This is a genomic window from Achromobacter sp. ES-001 (assembly GCF_019448355.1).
Taxonomy (GTDB): Bacteria; Pseudomonadota; Gammaproteobacteria; order Burkholderiales; family Burkholderiaceae_B; genus Achromobacter; species Achromobacter spanius_B.
In genome coordinates, this window is sequence record NZ_CP079940.1 from 1,892,756 (window position 1) to 1,908,821 (window position 16,066).

Consider the following 16,066-nt stretch of genomic DNA (forward strand, 5'->3'; position numbering starts at 1 on the left):
GGCATAAATCGTATACAAACATTTATACGAAATGGAATTCGCTGAACGAGTCCGTTCAGATTGTTTGTATACAAACCGCCGAGGTTGTTTGATGCCAGCAATGCCCGCCATGCCCCACGCCGTCACCGTCGACCGGCCCGCCTTCACGCCATACCGCCTGCTGGTGGTCAACGGCAACACCACGGCCGACTTGACCCGCAGCCTGGCCGCCCAGGCGCGCACGTTTTTCGATGGCGCGGGCCACATACACGCCGTCACCGCCGTATTCGGACCCGCCTATATCGCCAGCCGCGTCGAGGCCGCCGTGGCCGCGCATGCCGTGCTGGAAACCGTGGAGCAGGAAGTGGCCCGGGCCGAAGCGCCGTTCGATGCCTGCCTGTTGGCCTGTTTCGGCGAACCCGGCATCGGCGCCGTGCGCGAATGCCTGAACGTGCCCGTGGTGGGCATGGCCGAAGCGTCGATCATGGCCGCCATGCAGCGCGGCGACCGCTACGCCATCGTCACCGTTGGGCAGCGCTGGCCCGGCATGTTGCGCGAACAGATCCGCCAACTAGGCCTGGAAGCCCGCTGCGCCGCCATCATCGCCTTGCCCGGCAACGCGCTGGATTACGTGACGCGCTCGGCCGAATCAGCCGCGCAAGTCAGCCTGGCGCTGGACGCCGCCGTGGCGCAGGGCGCTGACGTGGTCATCGTGGCTGGCGCCGCCCTGGCCGGTTACCTGCCGGTGCTGCCGCGCCGGCCCCTCGTTCCGATCATCGATTCCTATCGCGCCGCGCTGGCCCAAATGCTGGCCCTGGCCTCACTGGACCGCGCGCAGCGCTTGTGCGCGTTGAACTGACCCCGCCGGGTCCGATCGCCATGCCTACCGCGCCGGGCCCGACCCGGCGACATCAAACCGGGTATCAACCCGATAGACAAGGGAGAGTTGCAGCCATGAAGACGTTGCTTAAATGGACCGCCGGCGCGGTGATCGCGCTGTCGGCCATCACGGGGGCTTCGGCCGCCAACACGCTTAAGTGGGGCGCCGCGCGCGACCTGGATTCGCTGGACCCGTATTCCTACGGCAGCACCTTCAACCTGGCTTTCCTGAACCATGTGTACGAAGCGTTGATCCGCTACGACGACAAGTTCAACATCACGCCCGCGCTGGCCGAATCCTGGGAATCCGTGTCGCCCACGGTGCTGCGCTTCAAGCTGCGCCCGGGTGTCAAGTTCCACAACGGCGCGCCCTTTTCGGCGGACGACGTCGTGGCGTCGATGACGCGCGTGTCGGACGAGGCCTCGCCGCTAAAGGGCAACCTGCCGGCGTTCAAGGCCGTGCGCCGTGTTGACGACCTGACCGTCGACATCGAAATGACGCATCCGTACCCGTTGATGCTCAACGACCTGACCAATATCTTCATCTTCAACCGCCAATGGCTGGTCGATAACAACAGCACGCGTCCGACCGACGCCGCCAAGAAGATCGAAGGCTATGCCACGCACAACGCCAACGGCACCGGCCCCTTCAAGGTGGAGTCATACCGGCCCGATACCCGCACCGTGCTGGTCGTGAACAAAGACTGGTGGGACAAGCCCCGCCACAATCTGGACCGCATCGAATTCACGCCCATTGCGTCGGCGCCCACGCGCGTGGCCGCGCTGCTTTCCGGCGACATCAACTTCACCGAAAACGCGCCGCTGCAAGACCTGGACCGCCTGCGCGCCGCGTCCAACGTGAAGGTGCTGGCGGCGACGGAATTGCGCACGCTGTACTTCGGCATGAACCTGGGCGACAAGCTGGTCGGCTCGAACATCACCGACAAGAACCCGCTGAAAGACCTGCGCGTGCGCCAGGCGCTGTACATGGCGCTGTCGCCCGATCTGCTGCAAAAGCGCGTCATGCGCGGCCTGTCGCGCACCACCGGCGCGCTGGTGGCCCCGTCCATTCCCGGCTACGACATCAAGCAGGAAGAGCGCCTGCCGTTCGATGCGGCCAAGGCCAAGAAGTTGTTGGCCGATGCCGGCTACCCCGACGGCTTCACCTTGTCGCTGCTGTGTTCGAACGACATGTTCGTGAACGAAGAAGAACTGTGTCAGGCCGCCGCGTCGATGTGGGCGCGTATTGGCGTCAAGGCGTCGCTGGCCAGCGGGCCGCGGTCGTTGCAGAACCCCAAGCGCTCGCGTGGCGAGTTCGACATCACCATCCACGGCTGGGCCAACGAGCCGCAGATCGATGCGCTGTCGATCCTGCTGCAAGTGATGCATAGCCGCACCGGCCCGGCGGGCGTCTTCAACTGGGGGCAGTGGGGCGACCCGGCATTGGACGCGAAGATCGACGCGGCCGCCGCCGAGATGGACCGCGACAAGCGCATCAAGATGATGGCCGAAGTGTTGCAGACGCTGCATGACGATGTGCGCTTCCTGCCGCTGCACCAGCAGCCCATGGCCTGGGCCGTGGGCGACAAGGTGGGCGACGTGCTGCAAATGCCGGACAACAAGGCGCGGCTGTGGACGGTGCGCATGCAGTAGCACGCGCGGTTCATGCGACCGCCGCGCCCCGGTCGGGGGCGGCGGTTGCAACAGTCCGACATCGGGTCTGAAGGAGGCCGCACATGCTGGCATTCATTGTTAGACGGGTCTTTAACGCAGTCGGCGTGATGCTGGCGGTGGCGTTGCTGGCCTTCGTGATATTTCGTTTTGTCGGCGATCCCGTCGACATGATGCTTAATGAGCAGGCTTCGCAAACCCAGCGCGACGAGCTGCGCGAACGCCTGGGCTTGAACGCGTCGGTGGGCATGCAGTTCGTGCACTTCGTCACCAACGCCGCGCAGGGCGAATTCGGCATTTCTTACCGTAACCAGCAAGACGTGTTCGCGCTGGTGGCCGAACGTTTCCCGGCCACGTTCGAACTGGTGATGATGGCCACGCTGCTGTCGCTTGCGATCGGCGTGCCGCTGGGCGTGCTGACGGCCATCTATCGCAAGTCACGCATGGCGCAGGCCTTGCAGTTCGTGTCCATCCTGGGTATCTCGTTGCCCAGCTTCGTCGTCGGCATCATGCTGATCCTGATTTTTTCGGTACAGCTGGGCTGGCTGCCGGGCTTCGGGCGGGGCGACACGGTGAAGATCGGCGGGTGGTCAACGGGCTTGTTGACGCCGTCCGGCCGCGCCGCGCTGGTGCTGCCGTCGATCACCCTGGCGCTGTTCCAGATCACGCTGATCATGCGGCTGGTGCGGGCCGAAATGCTGGAGACGCTGCGCACGGAATTCATCAAGTTCGCGCGCGCTCGCGGGCTGCCGGATCGCATCGTGCATTTTCGGCTGGCGCTGCGCAATTGCCTGATGCCGGTCATTACCGTGACGGGCATGCAGATCGGCAACCTGATCGCCTTCGCGTTGATTACCGAAACCGTGTTCCAGTGGCCGGGCATGGGCTTGCTGTTCATCCAATCGGTCATGTTCGTCGACATTCCCGTCATGGCCGCCTATCTGGTGATCGTGTCCTTCATCTTCGTGGCGCTGAACACGTTGGTGGACATGATGTACGGCGTGGTCGATCCGCGCCTGCGCAGCCAGCACGTCAAAGGAGGCGCCAGTGGCCACTAAACCTTTCTCTACGCCGTATTCGGGCGGCGCGCGCAGCCGGCTGTCGCGCTTCTTGCAAAGCGATTTGTGGTGGAGCCTGCGGCACGATTATGTGGCAATGGGCGCGGGCATCGTGTTGTTGGTGGTGGTGTTGCTGGCGGTGTTCGCGCCGTGGATCGCGCCGCAAAATCCTTATGACCTGGCGCAGCTGGATCTGTTGAACGCCGAGCTGCCGCCGTTCTGGGTGGAAGGCGCCGACCCGCAGTTCCTGTTGGGCACCGACACGCAGGGCCGCGATGTGTGGTCGGCCATTCTGTATGGCTCGCGCATGTCGCTGGCGATCGGGCTGGCCACGGTGGTGCTGTCGCTGGCCATCGGCTTGCTGGTGGGCCTGGCGGCGGGCTATTTCGGCGGTTGGGTCGACAACGCCTTGATGCGCGTGGGCGACACGCTGCTCAGTATCCCCACCATTCTGGTCGCCATTCTGGTGACCGCGGTGTTCCGGCAACTGCTGCCGCCGGGCCTGCGCGAAACCTTGTCCGCCGTGATCCTCATCCTGGCCATCTCCATGACCAACTGGGTGCAGTACGCGCGCACGGTGCGGGCGTCGGCGCTGGTCGAGCGTGGCAAGGAATATGTGCAGGCGGCGCGGCTGATCCGGGTCAGTTCGCTGCGCATCATGCTGACGCACATCCTGCCCAACACGCTGACCCCCGTCATGGTGACGGCCACGCTGAACCTGGGGCTGGCCGTGCTGATCGAGGCCACGCTCAGCTTCCTGGGCGTGGGCATGCCGCCTACCGAACCGTCGCTGGGCACGCTGATCCGGCTGGGCAACCAGTTCCTGTTTTCGGGGCAGTGGTGGGTGGTGGTGTTCCCCGCGCTGTATCTGAGCCTGATCGTGCTGGTGGTGAACCTGCTGGGCGATTGGCTGCGCGACGCGCTCAATCCCCGTCTGCGCTGACGGCGCAATCTTCAATAGAGGTCAAGCATGGAAAACGCAACGCTGTACACCCACGTCCGCCCGGCGGGTGGCGAGATCACCACGGTGCTGGTCAAGGACGGCCGCATCCACGCGTTGGGGGGCGAGGCGCCCTCAGGCGTGCCGGTGGTGGACGGGGGCGGTGCGCTGATGCTGCCGGGGCTGATCGACGCCCACGCGCACCTGGACAAGACGATGTACGGCATGCCCTGGTATCGCAACGAGGTCGGCCCGCGCCTGATCGACAAGATCGAGAACGAGCGTGCTGAAAAGAAGCGCCTGGGCATCGACCCGTATCGGCAATCGGCGCGGCAGCTGGTGATGTCGATTGCCGACGGCACCAGCCACATCCGCAGCCATGTGGACGTGGACACCGAGATCGGCCTGGGCGCGATCGAAGGCGTGATGCGCGCGCGCGAGCAGTACCGCGACCAGATCGACGTGGAACTGGTGGCCTTTCCGCAAAGCGGACTGCTGATCCGTCCCGGCACGCTGGCGCTGATGGACGAGGCGCTGCGCATGGGCGCCGAGGTGGTGGGCGGGCTGGACCCGGCGGGCATGGACCGCGATCCCAAGGGGCATCTGGATGCCATCTTCGGGCTGGCCGACAAGCATGGCAAGCCAATCGACATCCATCTGCACGAGGCCGGCGAGCTGGGGGCGTTTTCGATGCAGATGACGATCGACCGCGTGTTGGCGCTGGGCATGCAGGGCAAGGTCACCTTGTCGCATTCGTTCTGCCTGGGAATGCCGGACACGCAGGCGGTGCAAGCGCTGACGGACGGGCTGCTGGCCGCCGGCATCCACATCATGACCACCGGGTCCGCGTCGCGGCCGGTGCCCAATGTGGCGCGGCTGCGCCAGGCCGGCGTCACCGTCTGCACCGGCAACGACGGCATGCGCGATACCTGGGGCCCGTACGGCAAGCCCGACATGCTGGAGCGCACCATGCTGGTGGGCCTGCGCAACAACTTCCGGCGCGACGACGAACTGACGATGGCGCTGGACGTAGCCACCTATGGCAATGCGCGCGTGATGCAGTTGCAGGACTATGGCCTGGCGCCGGGCTGCCATGCCGACTTTGTGCTGGTCGATGCCGAGACCGTGGCCGAGGCCATCGTGGCCCGGCCCGTACGCAAGCTGGTCGTCAAGCGCGGCCACGTGGTGGCGCGCGACGGACGCGCCTTGGCGAGCGCGCCGTGATGTCCGCGATGATGCCCAACAGGGATGGCCCCATCCTCTTGACCGCGCGCTGGGTGGTCGGCCATGAAAACGGCCGCCATTGCCTCTACGAGAACGGCGAAGTCGTGTTCGACGGCGACCGCATCGTGTACGTGGGCCATCGCTATCCGGGCAGCGTTGCGCGCCGCCATGACTACGGCCGCGCGGTGATCGGCCCCGGCTTCGTGGACCTGGATGCCTTGTCGGACCTGGACACGACCATCCTGGGTTTCGACAATTCACCCGCCTGGCGCAAGGGCCGCATCTGGCCCGAGACGTACATGGAAAAGGGGCCGTACGAGATGTACACGCCCGCCGAACTGGCCTTTCAGAAACGCTACGCGTTTGCGCAGCTGATCCGCAACGGCATCACCACCGCCTTGCCGATTGCGTCGCTGTTCTACCGCGTGTGGGGCGAAACCCGCGACGAATTCCTGTCGGCCGCCAACGCGGCGGGCGAACTCGGCCTGCGCGTGTACCTGGGGCCGGCCTACCGCAGCGGCCACACCTATGTGGATGCCGACGGCAATATCCGCTGCCATTACGACGAGGCGCGCGGCATGGCGGGGCTGGCCGACGCCGTTGCGTTCTGCGATGAGATCGACGGACGTCACAACGGCCGGGTGTGCGCCATGCTGGCGCCGGACCGTATCGAAACCTGCACGCCGGACCTGCTGCGCGCATCGGCGCAAGCCGCGCAAGAACGCGATATTCCCATCCGGCTGCATTGCTGCCAGTCGCGCCTGGAATACGACCTGGTGCTGGAACAGCACGGCATGAGTCCGCCGGAATGGTTGCAAAGCCTGGGCTTCCTGTCGCCGCGCGCCTTGCTGCCGCATGGCACCTATGTCTCGGGTTCGCGTCACATCGCTCGCCCCGGGAATGACCTGGACATCATCCGCGATGCGGGCGCCAGCATCGTGCACTGTCCGCTGGTGTCGGCGCGACACGGCGCCACGCTGGACTCGTTTGCGCGTTATCGCAAGCTGGGCGTCAACATCGGCATGGGCACCGACACGTGGCCGCCGGACATGGTGCAGAACATGCAGGTGGGCATGATGCTGTGCCGCGTGGCCGAAGGGTCCACCGAAGCCGTGCGCGCCGAAGACTACTACGACGCGGCCACCGTCGGCGGCGCGGATGCCTTGGGTCGGCCGGACCTGGGCCGCCTGGCCGTGGGTGCCAAGGCGGACATCGTCGTCTTCGATTTTTCGCATGACCGCAACGGCCAGATGATCGACCCGATCCAGACGCTGATGATCAGCGGCAGCGGCCGCGATGTGTCGCAAGTGATCATCGACGGGCGTTTCGTCATGGTGGACGGGCGCATTCCCGGCTTTGACGCGCGCCTGGCGCAAGACCAGGCGCAGCGGCAATTCGACGGCCTGGTTGCGCGCTACCCCGACCGCACCTGGGGCCATCCCCCGGTGCAGCAGATTTTTTCTTCCAGCTATCCGCGTCCCACAAGGAGCAGGAGCCCGTCATGATGGCAATCGACCTTAACGCCGCGCCGGCCGGCGTGCCGACCTTGTCGGTGCGCGGCCTGTCGGTGGAATTTCCCACGCGCCACGGCACGCTGGTGGCCACGCGCGACATCAGCTTTGACATTCAGCCCGGCGAAATCCTCGGCATGGTGGGCGAGTCCGGCGCGGGCAAGTCCTTGACCGGCATGGCGGTGATCGGCCTGCTGGAGCCGCCCGGCCGCCTGGGCGCCGGAGAAATCCTGCTGGCGGGCAAGCGCATCGACAACCTGCCGGCCAAGGCGCGGCAACGTTTGCGTGGCAAAGAAATCGGCGCGATTTTTCAAGACCCGCTGACCAGCCTGCACCCACTGTTCACGGTGGGTGACCAACTGATCGAAACCATCCGCCATCACGACAAGGTGTCCGCCCCGGCCGCCCGCGCCCGCGCGCTGGAGCTGCTGCTGGCGGTGGGCATTCCGGCGGCCGACAAGCGCATCGACCACTATTCTCACCAGTTCTCGGGCGGCATGCGCCAGCGCGTGGTGATCGCGCTGGCCCTGGCCGCGCGGCCCAAGCTCATCATCGCGGACGAACCCACCACCGCGCTTGACGTGTCGGTGCAGGCGCAGATCACGGCGCTGCTGCGCCGGCTGTGCCGCGAGCACGGCACGGCTGTGCTGCTGGTTACGCACGACATGGGCGTGATCGCGGAAACCGCCGACCGCGTGGCGGTGATGTATGCCGGCCGCATCGTCGAGATCGGGCCGGTGCTGGACGTGCTGCGTCGGCCCGGGCACCCCTATACGCAAGGCTTGATGAACGCCATTCCGGGCCTGCGCCATCGAGCCGCCCGCTTGAACCAGATCGACGGCGCCATGCCGCGCCTGCACGCCATGCCCGATGGCTGTGCGTTTCACCCGCGTTGCGCGTCTGCCGGGCCGCGCTGTGCCCACACCCGGCCGCCCCTGGCCGCTTCGCCTTCGGGCGCTACCGTCAGCGCCTGCTGGCTGCACCAGGAAGGAGTGGCCCATGCCGCGTAACGATGATGTGCTGTTGCGGGCCGACGACCTGGCCTGCTGGTTCGACGTGTCGCCACCCTGGCTGGAACGCACGCTGTCGCGCCAGCCCATGCAGACGTTGAAGGCGGTGGATGGCGTGTCGCTGGCGGTGCCGCGCGGCACGACCCTGAGCATCGTTGGGGAATCGGGCTGCGGCAAGTCTACGTTGGCCAAGCTGCTGGTCGGCTTGGTCGCGCCCACGCGCGGCACGCTGCAATACGGGCGCAACCGGGCGGGCGGCGTGCTGTATCCACAAATGATTTTTCAGGATCCCTACGCCAGCCTGAACCCGCGCTGGCGCGTCGGCAACATCGTGGCTGAACCCATCATCACCCTGGGCCTGCGCCGCACGCCCGCCGACACGCGGCGCCGCGTGGACGAACTGCTGGAGCTGGTGGGCCTGTCCGCCAGTGACGCCAGCCGCTTTCCGCACGAGTTCTCGGGCGGGCAGCGCCAGCGCATTTCGATTGCACGGGCGCTGGCGACCCAGGCGGAATTCCTGGTGTGCGATGAGCCGACCTCGGCGCTGGACGTGTCGGTGCAGGCGCAAATCCTGAACCTGATGGGTGACCTGCAAAAGGAATTCGGCCTGACGTATGTGTTCATCAGCCACAACCTGTCGGTGGTGCGGCACGTGTCCGACAGCGTGGCGGTGATGTACCTGGGCAGAATCGTTGAGCAGGCGCCGGCCGATCAATTGTTCGAATCGCCGCGGCATCCCTACACGCGGATGCTGCTGGACACGATTCCCGACCTGGACGCCCCCCGCCGCGACCGTGAGCCCATGGGTGGCGAGGTGCCCAACCCGATCCGGCCGCCGTCGGGCTGTACGTTTCATCCGCGATGCCCGGAGGCGCGCGATGAATGCCGCAGCGAAGCGCCGCAGGTCACGCAAACCGGTGGCCGGCAAACCGGTGGCCGGCAATTGCGCTGCCACGCGGTGCGCTGGGAACGCGCGGTGGCGGCCTGAAGGACCCGCCCATCACGCACGCTGCGGTGATGGGCGGTGATGGGCGGTGATGGCGGTAACCCCGCCTTTTTTTACTTCGCGTAGACCAGGTCGCGCAGACTCAGCGACAGGCCCGGCCAATACGTAATCACCAGCAAGCAGACGATCACCACGCCCACGAACGGAATCAGCGGTTTGACTATCCGCTCCAGCGGCAGCTTGGCCACCGCGCAGGCGGCGAACAGGTTCACGCCGAAGGGCGGGGTGATCATGCCCAGCGCCAGGTTGACCACCATGATGATGCCGAAGTGCACCGGTTCCACGCCAAACTTCAGCGCCACGGGCAGCAGCAACGGGGCCAGCACGACGATGGACGCCGACGTTTCGATGAACATCCCGATCAGGAACAGCGCGGCATTCACGCCCATCAGGAACGAGAACTTGGTTTCGAAGATCTGCGACAGCCACGTGCCCAGTGCATCCGGAATGCCGGCGCGATTGAGCAGGAAGCTGAACACGCCCGCGTTGGCGATCACGAACATGATCACGGCCGTGGACACCACCGACTTGTGCAGCGTAACGGACAGCTGCTTGAAGCTCAGGCGGCGGTAAATGAACTTGCCGACCACCACCGCATACATCACGGCCACCACCGACGCTTCGGTCGGCGTGAACACGCCGCCGTAGATGCCGCCCAGGATGATGACGGGCATCATCAGCGCCAGCCAGGCGCTCTTGAACGCGGGCCACAGCGGCAGGCGGCCTTCGCCGTCGCGCTTGCCCAGGTTGTTGCGCTTGGCGTAGAACCACACGTAGAACATCAGCGCCAGGCCGATCAGGATGCCGGGCATCACGCCGGCAATGAACAGTTCGCCGGTGGATGTGTCGGTGGACACGGCGTACAGAATCATCGGGATCGACGGCGGAATGATCACGCCTAATTCGGCCGCGCTGGCTTGTAGCGACGCGGCAAACGGCGCCGGGTAGCCGTGCCGGACCATGGCGGGGATCAGGATGGCGCCCACGGCGAACGTGGTCGCCACGCTGGAGCCGGCCACCGCCGCGAAGATCATGCAGGTCAGCACGCAGGTGCAGGCCAGGCCGCCCTGGATGCCGCCCACCACGCTCTTGGCAAATTCCACCATGCGCTCGGAAATGCCGCCGGCTTCCATCAGGTTGCCGGCCAGGATGAAGAAGGGAATGGCGACCAGCGGGTACTTGTCCAGCGCGGCGTACAGCTGCTGGGCAACCACCACCCAGGGCAGGCCGGAGCTGCCGACGCCCGCCAGGCTGGCCAGGCCGATCGACACGGCGACCGGTACGGACAGCCCGAAGAAGATCAGCATCGAGACAATCATTAATTGGGACATGGCGATATCTGCTGCGTAGGTTCGATGGGGGCGGCTTAGCCTTGTGCGTCGTTGCGCACGGGCACGTCGTCTTCTTCGCCGGCGCACCAGCGGGCCAGCACGGCGATGGCGGCCAGCGTGGCGCCCACGGGGATCGCCAGGTAGATCCAGGAAATCGAGATGTCCAGGCTGGGCACCGTCTGGAAGCGCACGCGATAGGTCATGTTGCCGCCGATCCAGGCCAAAAAGCCCAGGAAGCTTGCGCAGATCAGGCCGATCACGGTTTCCAGCACGCGGCGCTTGGCGCCGCCCAGCAGGTTGCGCAGCAGTTCAACGCTGATCATCGCGCCATGGCGAAAGGCCAGCGCCACGCCCAACAGCACGGTCCAGATCAGCAGGGCGCGGGTCAGCACCTCGCTCCAGTCGGCGGGCGAATGCAGGACGAAGCGGGCAATGACCTGGTAGAAGGCGGCAGCCGCGGCGGCTACCAGCAGAAGTTGGGCAAGAACCGAGACCAGCTTGAACAGGCCGCGGTCGAAAGCGCAGAGCAAACGCATGATGAATCCCGATGGCGTGATACGCACAGGGTGGAAAACGGCAGGCGGCGGGATCAGCATCCCGCCGCCTGATGGCGCCGCGCCCGCACGGGGCGCGCGCCGCTTACTTGGTGTCGCGGATCGCGTCGATCAGCTTCTTGTCGAACTTCTTGTAGTACTCGGGGTAGGCGGGCTCGACGGCGGCGGCAAAGGCGGCGCGGTCCACTTCGGACACTTGCATGCCTTCTTTCTTCAGCTGTTCAACGCCGGTTTTCTCGATGTTGTCCACGTAGGCGCGCATGGCCATGGCGGATTCCTTGCCGGCCTTGTCGAAGTTGGCCTTGTCGGCGGCCGACAGGCCGTCATAGACGTTGGCCGACATCAGCACCAGCGCCGGGCCGTACACGTGGCCGGTCAGCGACAGGTACTTCTGCATTTGCGACAGCTTGGCCGACGTGATGACCGACAACGGGTTTTCCTGGCCGTCGATGGTGCCTTGCTGCAAGGCGGTGGCCACTTCGGGCCAGGCCATGGGCGTGGGCAGGATGCCGATCTGGCGGAAAGCCGTGATGTGGATCGGGTTTTCCGTGGTGCGGATCTTCAGGCCCTTGGCGTCGGCCGGGGTCTTGACCGGGCGCACGTTGTTGGTCAGATGACGAAAGCCCTGCTCGCCCCAGGCCAGGGCAATGATGCCGCGGCTGGGAAACTTGGCCAGCATGTCCTGGCCGATCTTGCTGTCCAGCACGGCGCGCGCGTGTTGCAGGTCGCGCAGCAGGAAGGGGATATCGAAAACCCCCGTCTCGGGAACAAAGTTCAGGGTGGCCCCTGTCGAAACGATGGCCAGGTCGATCGTGCCGATCTGCAAGCCTTCGATCACTTCGCGTTCGCCGCCCAGCGCGCTGTTGGCGAATTGCTGTACTTTGTATTTGCCGTTCGACGAGGCCTCGATGGACTTGGCCATGGCGTCGGCGCCCGCGCCGTAGTGCGACGAGGTCGACAGGGCGTAGGCCATCTTCAGGGTGGTCTGGGCTGCCGAGGGCAGGGAGGTGGCGGCCGCGCAGGCGGCCAGAATCGTGGCCGCAAGCCAGGATTTACGCATTGTCTTCTCCGGTATTAGGTATCTTTATGGGCGGCGTTGCCGCCCGCCCCGGGATGATATCGGGATTCGGACGGCCAATAAGCGGTTTTTAACATTGATGAATGATGGATTTCCCTGATATGTCACAGGCCAAGCGCCCCGGTTTCTGGTCCACCCTGCGCCTGGGCGCCAGGATGATGATGCGCGACGCCCGGGCGGGCGAACTGCGCTTGTTGGTGCTGGCCTTGGTGGTGGCCGTGGCCGCCGTGACCAGCGTGGGCTTTCTGGCCGACCGCGTCGGGCGGGCGCTGGAACGCGATGCGGGCCAGATGCTGGGCGCCGACCTGGTGCTGGACGCCGACGAGCCCGTGCCTGCCGCGTTTCTGGACCAGGCGCGCGAACGAGGCCTGACGCTGTCCAGCACCTGGCAGTTTCCGTCCATGGTGGGGGCGGGCGACGGCGCCCAGCTGGCCGCGCTCAAGGCCGTGGAACCTGGCTACCCGCTGCGCGGCGCGTTGCGCGTGGCCAACGCCCCGTTCGCGCCGGACGCGCCCACCCGCGACATCCCGCCCCAGGGCGCGGTGTGGGTCGATGCCCAGTTGCTGGCCCTGTTGAACCTGAAAGTGGGCGACACGCTGAACGTGGGCGACGCCCATCTGCGCGTGGACCGCGTCATCACGTACGAGCCGGATCGTGGCATGCAGTTCGTCAACGTGGCCCCGCGCGTGCTGCTGCGCGCCAGCGACCTGCCCGCCACGGGCCTGATCGCGCCCGGCAGCCGCATCGGCTACACCATGCTGGTGGCCGGCCAGCCGGACGCCGTGGCCGGTTATGCCACCTGGCTGAACCAGAACATCAAGCGCGGCCAGAAAGTGGCCACGCTGGAATCGGGCCGGCCTGAAGTGCGCCGCACGCTGGACCGCGCGCAGCGCTTTCTGTCGCTGGTCGCCCTGCTGGCGGTGCTGATTTCGGCCGTGGCGGTCGCGCTGGCGGCCGGCCGCTACATGACGCGGCACCGCGACGGCATCGCCGTCATGCGCTGCCTGGGGGCGGTGCAATCGCAGGTCTCGCGCATGCTGACGCTGGAATTTGCGCTGGTGGGCCTGTTTGCGTCGGCGGCGGGTTGCCTGCTGGGCTTTGCCGTGCATCAGGTGCTGGTGATGCTGCTGGGCTCATTGATCGACACGCGCCTGCCCGCGCCGTCCGCGATACCCGCATTGCAAGGGGTGCTGACCGGCCTGTTGCTGTTGCTGGGCTTCGCCTTGCCCGCGCTGGCGCAGCTGCGCCATGTGCCGCCCGCCCGGGTGCTGCGCCGCGACGCGGACACGCTCAGCGCCCGCAGCGCGGTCGGCTACGCGGTGGGCGCGGTCGGCTTCGCCTTGCTGATCTGGTGGTTCGCGGGCGATGCAAAGCTGGGCGCCGTGGTGGCCGGGGGCTTCCTGGGCGCCTTTGCCGTGTTCGCGCTGGTGGCCTGGCTGTGCATCCTGGGCCTGGCGCGTGTGCGCGGATTGGCCTCGGGCCTGCCCGCGCTGCGCTTTGCGCTGGCGGGCGTGGTGCGCCGTCGCGCCGCGACGATCACGCAGGTGTGCGCGCTGGCGGTGGGCCTGATGGCGCTGCTGCTCTTGACCATGACGCGCACCGACCTGATCCAGGGCTGGCAGCGCACGATGCCGGCGGATGCGCCCAATCGTTTCCTGATCAACGTGCAGCCCGACCAGCGCCAGCCCGTCACCGACGCGTTGACCCGCGAAGGGCTGGGCGGCATCACGCTGTCACCGATGGTGCGCGGGCGGCTGATCGCCATCAACGGCAAGCCGGTCGGCCCGGACGACTACGAAGAACCGCGCGCCAAGCGCCTGGTGGACCGCGAATTCAACCTGTCGTACGGCGACCAGATGCCGTCGTCCAACAAGATCGAGCAAGGCCGCTGGCTGAAGCCCGGCGCTTCCGAGGTCTCGCTGGAATCCGGCCTGGCCAAGTCGCTGGGCCTGAAACTGGGCGACAAGATGACCTTTGACGTGGCCGGCCAGCAGGTCCAAGCCGCCGTCACCAGCACCCGGCGCGTGGATTGGGATACGATGCGCGTCAACTTTTTCGCCATCCTGACCCCCTCGGCGCTGGCCGACATGCCCCAAAGCTGGATCACCTCTTTTTACCTGCCGCCCGACAAAGCGGCCGTGCTGCCCGCGCTGGTGCGCCAGTTTCCCAACCTGACCGTGTTCGACGTGGGCGCTATCCTGCAACAGCTGCAATCCGTGCTGAACGAAGTGGGCAAGGCCGTGCAACTGCTGTTCCTGTTCACGCTGGCCGCGGGCGTGCTGGTGCTGTCGGCCGCGCTGACGGCCACGCGCGACGAGCGCATGCGGGAAGCGGCGGTGCTGCGCGCGCTGGGCGCCACGCGCTCGCAACTGGCCCGGTCGCAGCGTATCGAGCTGTGGGCCGTGGGCGGTTTGGCGGGGCTGTTGGCGGCCGCTGGCGCCACCGCCATTGCCTGGGCGCTGTCGACCCAGGTGTTTGACTTCACCATTACCCTGAGCCTGTGGCCGTGGCTGGCCGGCATCGGGGCAGGCATGCTGGGCGCCTGGGCCGGCGGCGCCCTGGCCCTGCGCGGCGTGTTGCGCACACCGCCGCTGGTCACCCTTCGAGAAACCTGATGACAACCCGAGTCCATACCATTAGCGAACCCGTGGAAAATTCCCGCAGTATCTTTGACCTTCTGGGTGGCGAACCCGGTGTGCGCGCGCTGGTCTACCGCTTCTATGACCTGATGGACATGGAGCCCGACCTGAAAGAACTACGCGCCGCGCACGGCCCCAGCCTGGACGAGGCCCGCAACAAGCTGTTCTGGTTCCTCTGCGGCTATTTCGGTGGCCCCGACCATTACATCGAACGCTTCGGCCACCCGCGCCTGCGCGCGCGCCACCTGCCGTTTTCCATCGGCCAGGTCGAACGCGACCAGTGGGTGACGTGCATCGGGCGCGCCATGGAAGACCAGGGCATCGACCCGGCGCTGGTGGAGCGGCTGCTGGAATCGTTCTACGGCGTGGCTGACTGGATGCGCAATCGTGAAGGCTGAGGACGCACGCTCGGGCGCGGTGCGCCAGGCCTGGCCAGCGCCGCTGGCCGGCGCCATGCTGAGCGACGCGCGCCTGGGCAACACCGGCCCCGACATCTTCAACCCCGGCCACTATGGCGACCGCGCTCGGCCCGTGGACGCGGGCGGCCGCCAGGCGGCCTGGTTCGTGCAAGGGCAGGGCTGGCAGGGCGTGTTGCGGCGCTACCGACGCGGCGGCATGATCGCCCGCATCAGCCGCGACGCCTACCTCTGGAACGGCGAAGACCGCACCCGCAGCTTCCGCGAATTCCGCCTGCTGGCCGCGATGCGCGCGCAGGGCCTGGCCGTGCCCGCGCCGCTTGCCGCCGCCTACTGGCGCCAGGGCCCCATCTACCGCGCGGCCATCATCGTGGAACGCATCCCCGGCGTGCGGCCCCTGGCCCATGCGCTGGCCGAGCCGCTGTGGGGCGCCGTCGGGCAGGCCATCGTGCGCATGCATCGCGCGGGCGTCTGGCACGCGGACCTCAATGCGTTCAACATCCTGATCGGCGCCGACAACCAGGTCTGGCTGATCGACTTCGACCGTGGCACGCAGGGCGCCCTGTCCGAGCGCCAGCGCCAGGGCAACCTCAATCGCCTGCGCCGATCACTGGTCAAGGTGGCCGGCGAAGAGGGCGACCGCTACTGGATGAAATTGCGCGACAGCTACTGGACCGCCTGGGGCGTGGGCGTGCAGCCCTGACCCGGGGCTTGGCCCCGCCCTCGGTCGGCCGCTAATTGCGCGAACTCGCCGGTAAAGTTGGGCAGGT

Annotated in this window: 14 protein-coding genes; 11 read left to right on the plus strand and 3 right to left on the minus strand. The window is 66.6% G+C overall.

All coding sequences use genetic code 11. From position 1 onward, the window contains the following. Positions 1-109: 109 nt before the first annotated feature. The 8 genes from KYT87_RS08495 (at position 110) to KYT87_RS08530 (ending at position 9,260) form a co-directional block, all read left to right on the plus strand. Positions 110-838 (plus strand): aspartate/glutamate racemase family protein, encoded by a 729-nt coding sequence (locus tag KYT87_RS08495; protein WP_255594011.1) that lies wholly within the window; start codon positions 110-112, stop codon positions 836-838. A gap of 95 nt (positions 839-933) precedes the next feature. After that, entirely contained in the window at positions 934-2,511 is a 1,578-nt protein-coding gene (locus KYT87_RS08500; RefSeq protein ID WP_120154550.1) for an ABC transporter substrate-binding protein, read from the plus strand. Positions 2,512-2,594: 83 nt separating this feature from the next. Beyond that, positions 2,595-3,587 (plus strand): ABC transporter permease, encoded by a 993-nt coding sequence (locus KYT87_RS08505; protein ID WP_046805483.1) that lies wholly within the window; start codon positions 2,595-2,597, stop codon positions 3,585-3,587. Next, positions 3,577-4,530 (plus strand): ABC transporter permease, encoded by a 954-nt coding sequence (locus KYT87_RS08510; protein WP_052946039.1) that lies wholly within the window; start codon positions 3,577-3,579, stop codon positions 4,528-4,530. The genes KYT87_RS08505 and KYT87_RS08510 overlap by 11 nt, the downstream gene beginning before the upstream one ends. 27 nt (positions 4,531-4,557) lie before the next feature. Beyond that, positions 4,558-5,751, plus strand: coding sequence for an amidohydrolase family protein (locus KYT87_RS08515; RefSeq protein ID WP_219991998.1), 1,194 nt, complete (start codon positions 4,558-4,560; stop codon positions 5,749-5,751). Beyond that, on the plus strand, positions 5,751-7,256 hold the full coding sequence (locus KYT87_RS08520) for an amidohydrolase family protein (protein WP_255594157.1): 1,506 nt from the start codon (positions 5,751-5,753) through the stop codon (positions 7,254-7,256). The genes KYT87_RS08515 and KYT87_RS08520 overlap by 1 nt, the downstream gene beginning before the upstream one ends. Then, positions 7,253-8,272, plus strand: a complete 1,020-nt coding sequence (locus KYT87_RS08525) for an ABC transporter ATP-binding protein (RefSeq protein WP_219991999.1) — start codon at positions 7,253-7,255, stop codon at positions 8,270-8,272. Before KYT87_RS08520 ends, KYT87_RS08525 begins: the two co-directional genes overlap by 4 nt. Further along, positions 8,262-9,260, plus strand: a complete 999-nt coding sequence (locus KYT87_RS08530) for an ABC transporter ATP-binding protein (protein WP_219992000.1) — start codon at positions 8,262-8,264, stop codon at positions 9,258-9,260. The genes KYT87_RS08525 and KYT87_RS08530 overlap by 11 nt, the downstream gene beginning before the upstream one ends. Before the next feature lie 71 nt (positions 9,261-9,331). Here the strand turns inward: KYT87_RS08530 and KYT87_RS08535 are convergent, their stop codons facing one another. The 3 genes from KYT87_RS08535 to KYT87_RS08545 all read right to left on the minus strand — a co-directional run bounded on the left by KYT87_RS08535 (position 9,332) and on the right by KYT87_RS08545 (position 12,223). Continuing rightward, positions 9,332-10,609 carry a TRAP transporter large permease gene (locus KYT87_RS08535; protein WP_046805479.1) on the minus strand — a complete coding sequence of 426 codons (1,278 nt, stop codon included), beginning with the start codon at positions 10,607-10,609 and terminating at the stop codon, positions 9,332-9,334. 35 nt (positions 10,610-10,644) lie between these two features. After that, complete coding sequence (locus tag KYT87_RS08540) at positions 10,645-11,145, minus strand: TRAP transporter small permease (RefSeq protein ID WP_046805550.1); 501 nt, start codon at positions 11,143-11,145, stop codon at positions 10,645-10,647. 103 nt (positions 11,146-11,248) lie between these two features. Continuing rightward, complete coding sequence (locus KYT87_RS08545; RefSeq protein ID WP_046805478.1) at positions 11,249-12,223, minus strand: TRAP transporter substrate-binding protein; 975 nt, start codon at positions 12,221-12,223, stop codon at positions 11,249-11,251. A gap of 101 nt (positions 12,224-12,324) precedes the next feature. Between KYT87_RS08545 and KYT87_RS08550 the strand changes: the two genes are divergently transcribed. Genes KYT87_RS08550 through KYT87_RS08560 form a run of 3 tightly spaced genes read left to right on the plus strand, consistent with a single transcriptional unit; the run spans position 12,325 to position 15,999 of the window. Continuing rightward, a complete protein-coding gene (locus tag KYT87_RS08550) occupies positions 12,325-14,856 on the plus strand; it encodes an ABC transporter permease (RefSeq protein WP_219992001.1) in 2,532 nt (843 codons plus the stop codon). After that, a complete protein-coding gene (locus tag KYT87_RS08555) occupies positions 14,856-15,278 on the plus strand; it encodes a group II truncated hemoglobin (RefSeq protein ID WP_219992002.1) in 423 nt (140 codons plus the stop codon). Before KYT87_RS08550 ends, KYT87_RS08555 begins: the two co-directional genes overlap by 1 nt. Next, the gene (locus tag KYT87_RS08560; protein WP_219992003.1) at positions 15,268-15,999 is read left to right on the plus strand and encodes a 3-deoxy-D-manno-octulosonic acid kinase; all 732 of its coding nucleotides are present in this window, start codon (positions 15,268-15,270) and stop codon (positions 15,997-15,999) included. The genes KYT87_RS08555 and KYT87_RS08560 overlap by 11 nt, the downstream gene beginning before the upstream one ends. The last annotated feature ends 67 nt before the right edge of the window (positions 16,000-16,066 follow it).

Excerpts from the sequence above, each read along its gene's own strand:
- KYT87_RS08525 (WP_219991999.1), top strand. The coding sequence starts at position 7,253 with ATGATGGCAATCGACCTTAACGCCGCGCCGGCCGGCGTGCCGACCTTG.
- KYT87_RS08495 (WP_255594011.1), top strand. The coding sequence starts at position 110 with ATGCCCCACGCCGTCACCGTCGACCGGCCCGCCTTCACGCCATACCGC.
- KYT87_RS08505 (WP_046805483.1), top strand. The coding sequence starts at position 2,595 with ATGCTGGCATTCATTGTTAGACGGGTCTTTAACGCAGTCGGCGTGATG.
- KYT87_RS08540 (WP_046805550.1), bottom strand. The coding sequence starts at position 11,145 with ATGCGTTTGCTCTGCGCTTTCGACCGCGGCCTGTTCAAGCTGGTCTCG.
- KYT87_RS08500 (WP_120154550.1), top strand. The coding sequence starts at position 934 with ATGAAGACGTTGCTTAAATGGACCGCCGGCGCGGTGATCGCGCTGTCG.
- KYT87_RS08515 (WP_219991998.1), top strand. The coding sequence starts at position 4,558 with ATGGAAAACGCAACGCTGTACACCCACGTCCGCCCGGCGGGTGGCGAG.
- KYT87_RS08520 (WP_255594157.1), top strand. The coding sequence starts at position 5,751 with ATGTCCGCGATGATGCCCAACAGGGATGGCCCCATCCTCTTGACCGCG.
- KYT87_RS08530 (WP_219992000.1), top strand. The coding sequence starts at position 8,262 with ATGCCGCGTAACGATGATGTGCTGTTGCGGGCCGACGACCTGGCCTGC.
- KYT87_RS08545 (WP_046805478.1), bottom strand. The coding sequence starts at position 12,223 with ATGCGTAAATCCTGGCTTGCGGCCACGATTCTGGCCGCCTGCGCGGCC.
- KYT87_RS08555 (WP_219992002.1), top strand. The coding sequence starts at position 14,856 with ATGACAACCCGAGTCCATACCATTAGCGAACCCGTGGAAAATTCCCGC.
- KYT87_RS08535 (WP_046805479.1), bottom strand. The coding sequence starts at position 10,609 with ATGTCCCAATTAATGATTGTCTCGATGCTGATCTTCTTCGGGCTGTCC.
- KYT87_RS08550 (WP_219992001.1), top strand. The coding sequence starts at position 12,325 with ATGATGGATTTCCCTGATATGTCACAGGCCAAGCGCCCCGGTTTCTGG.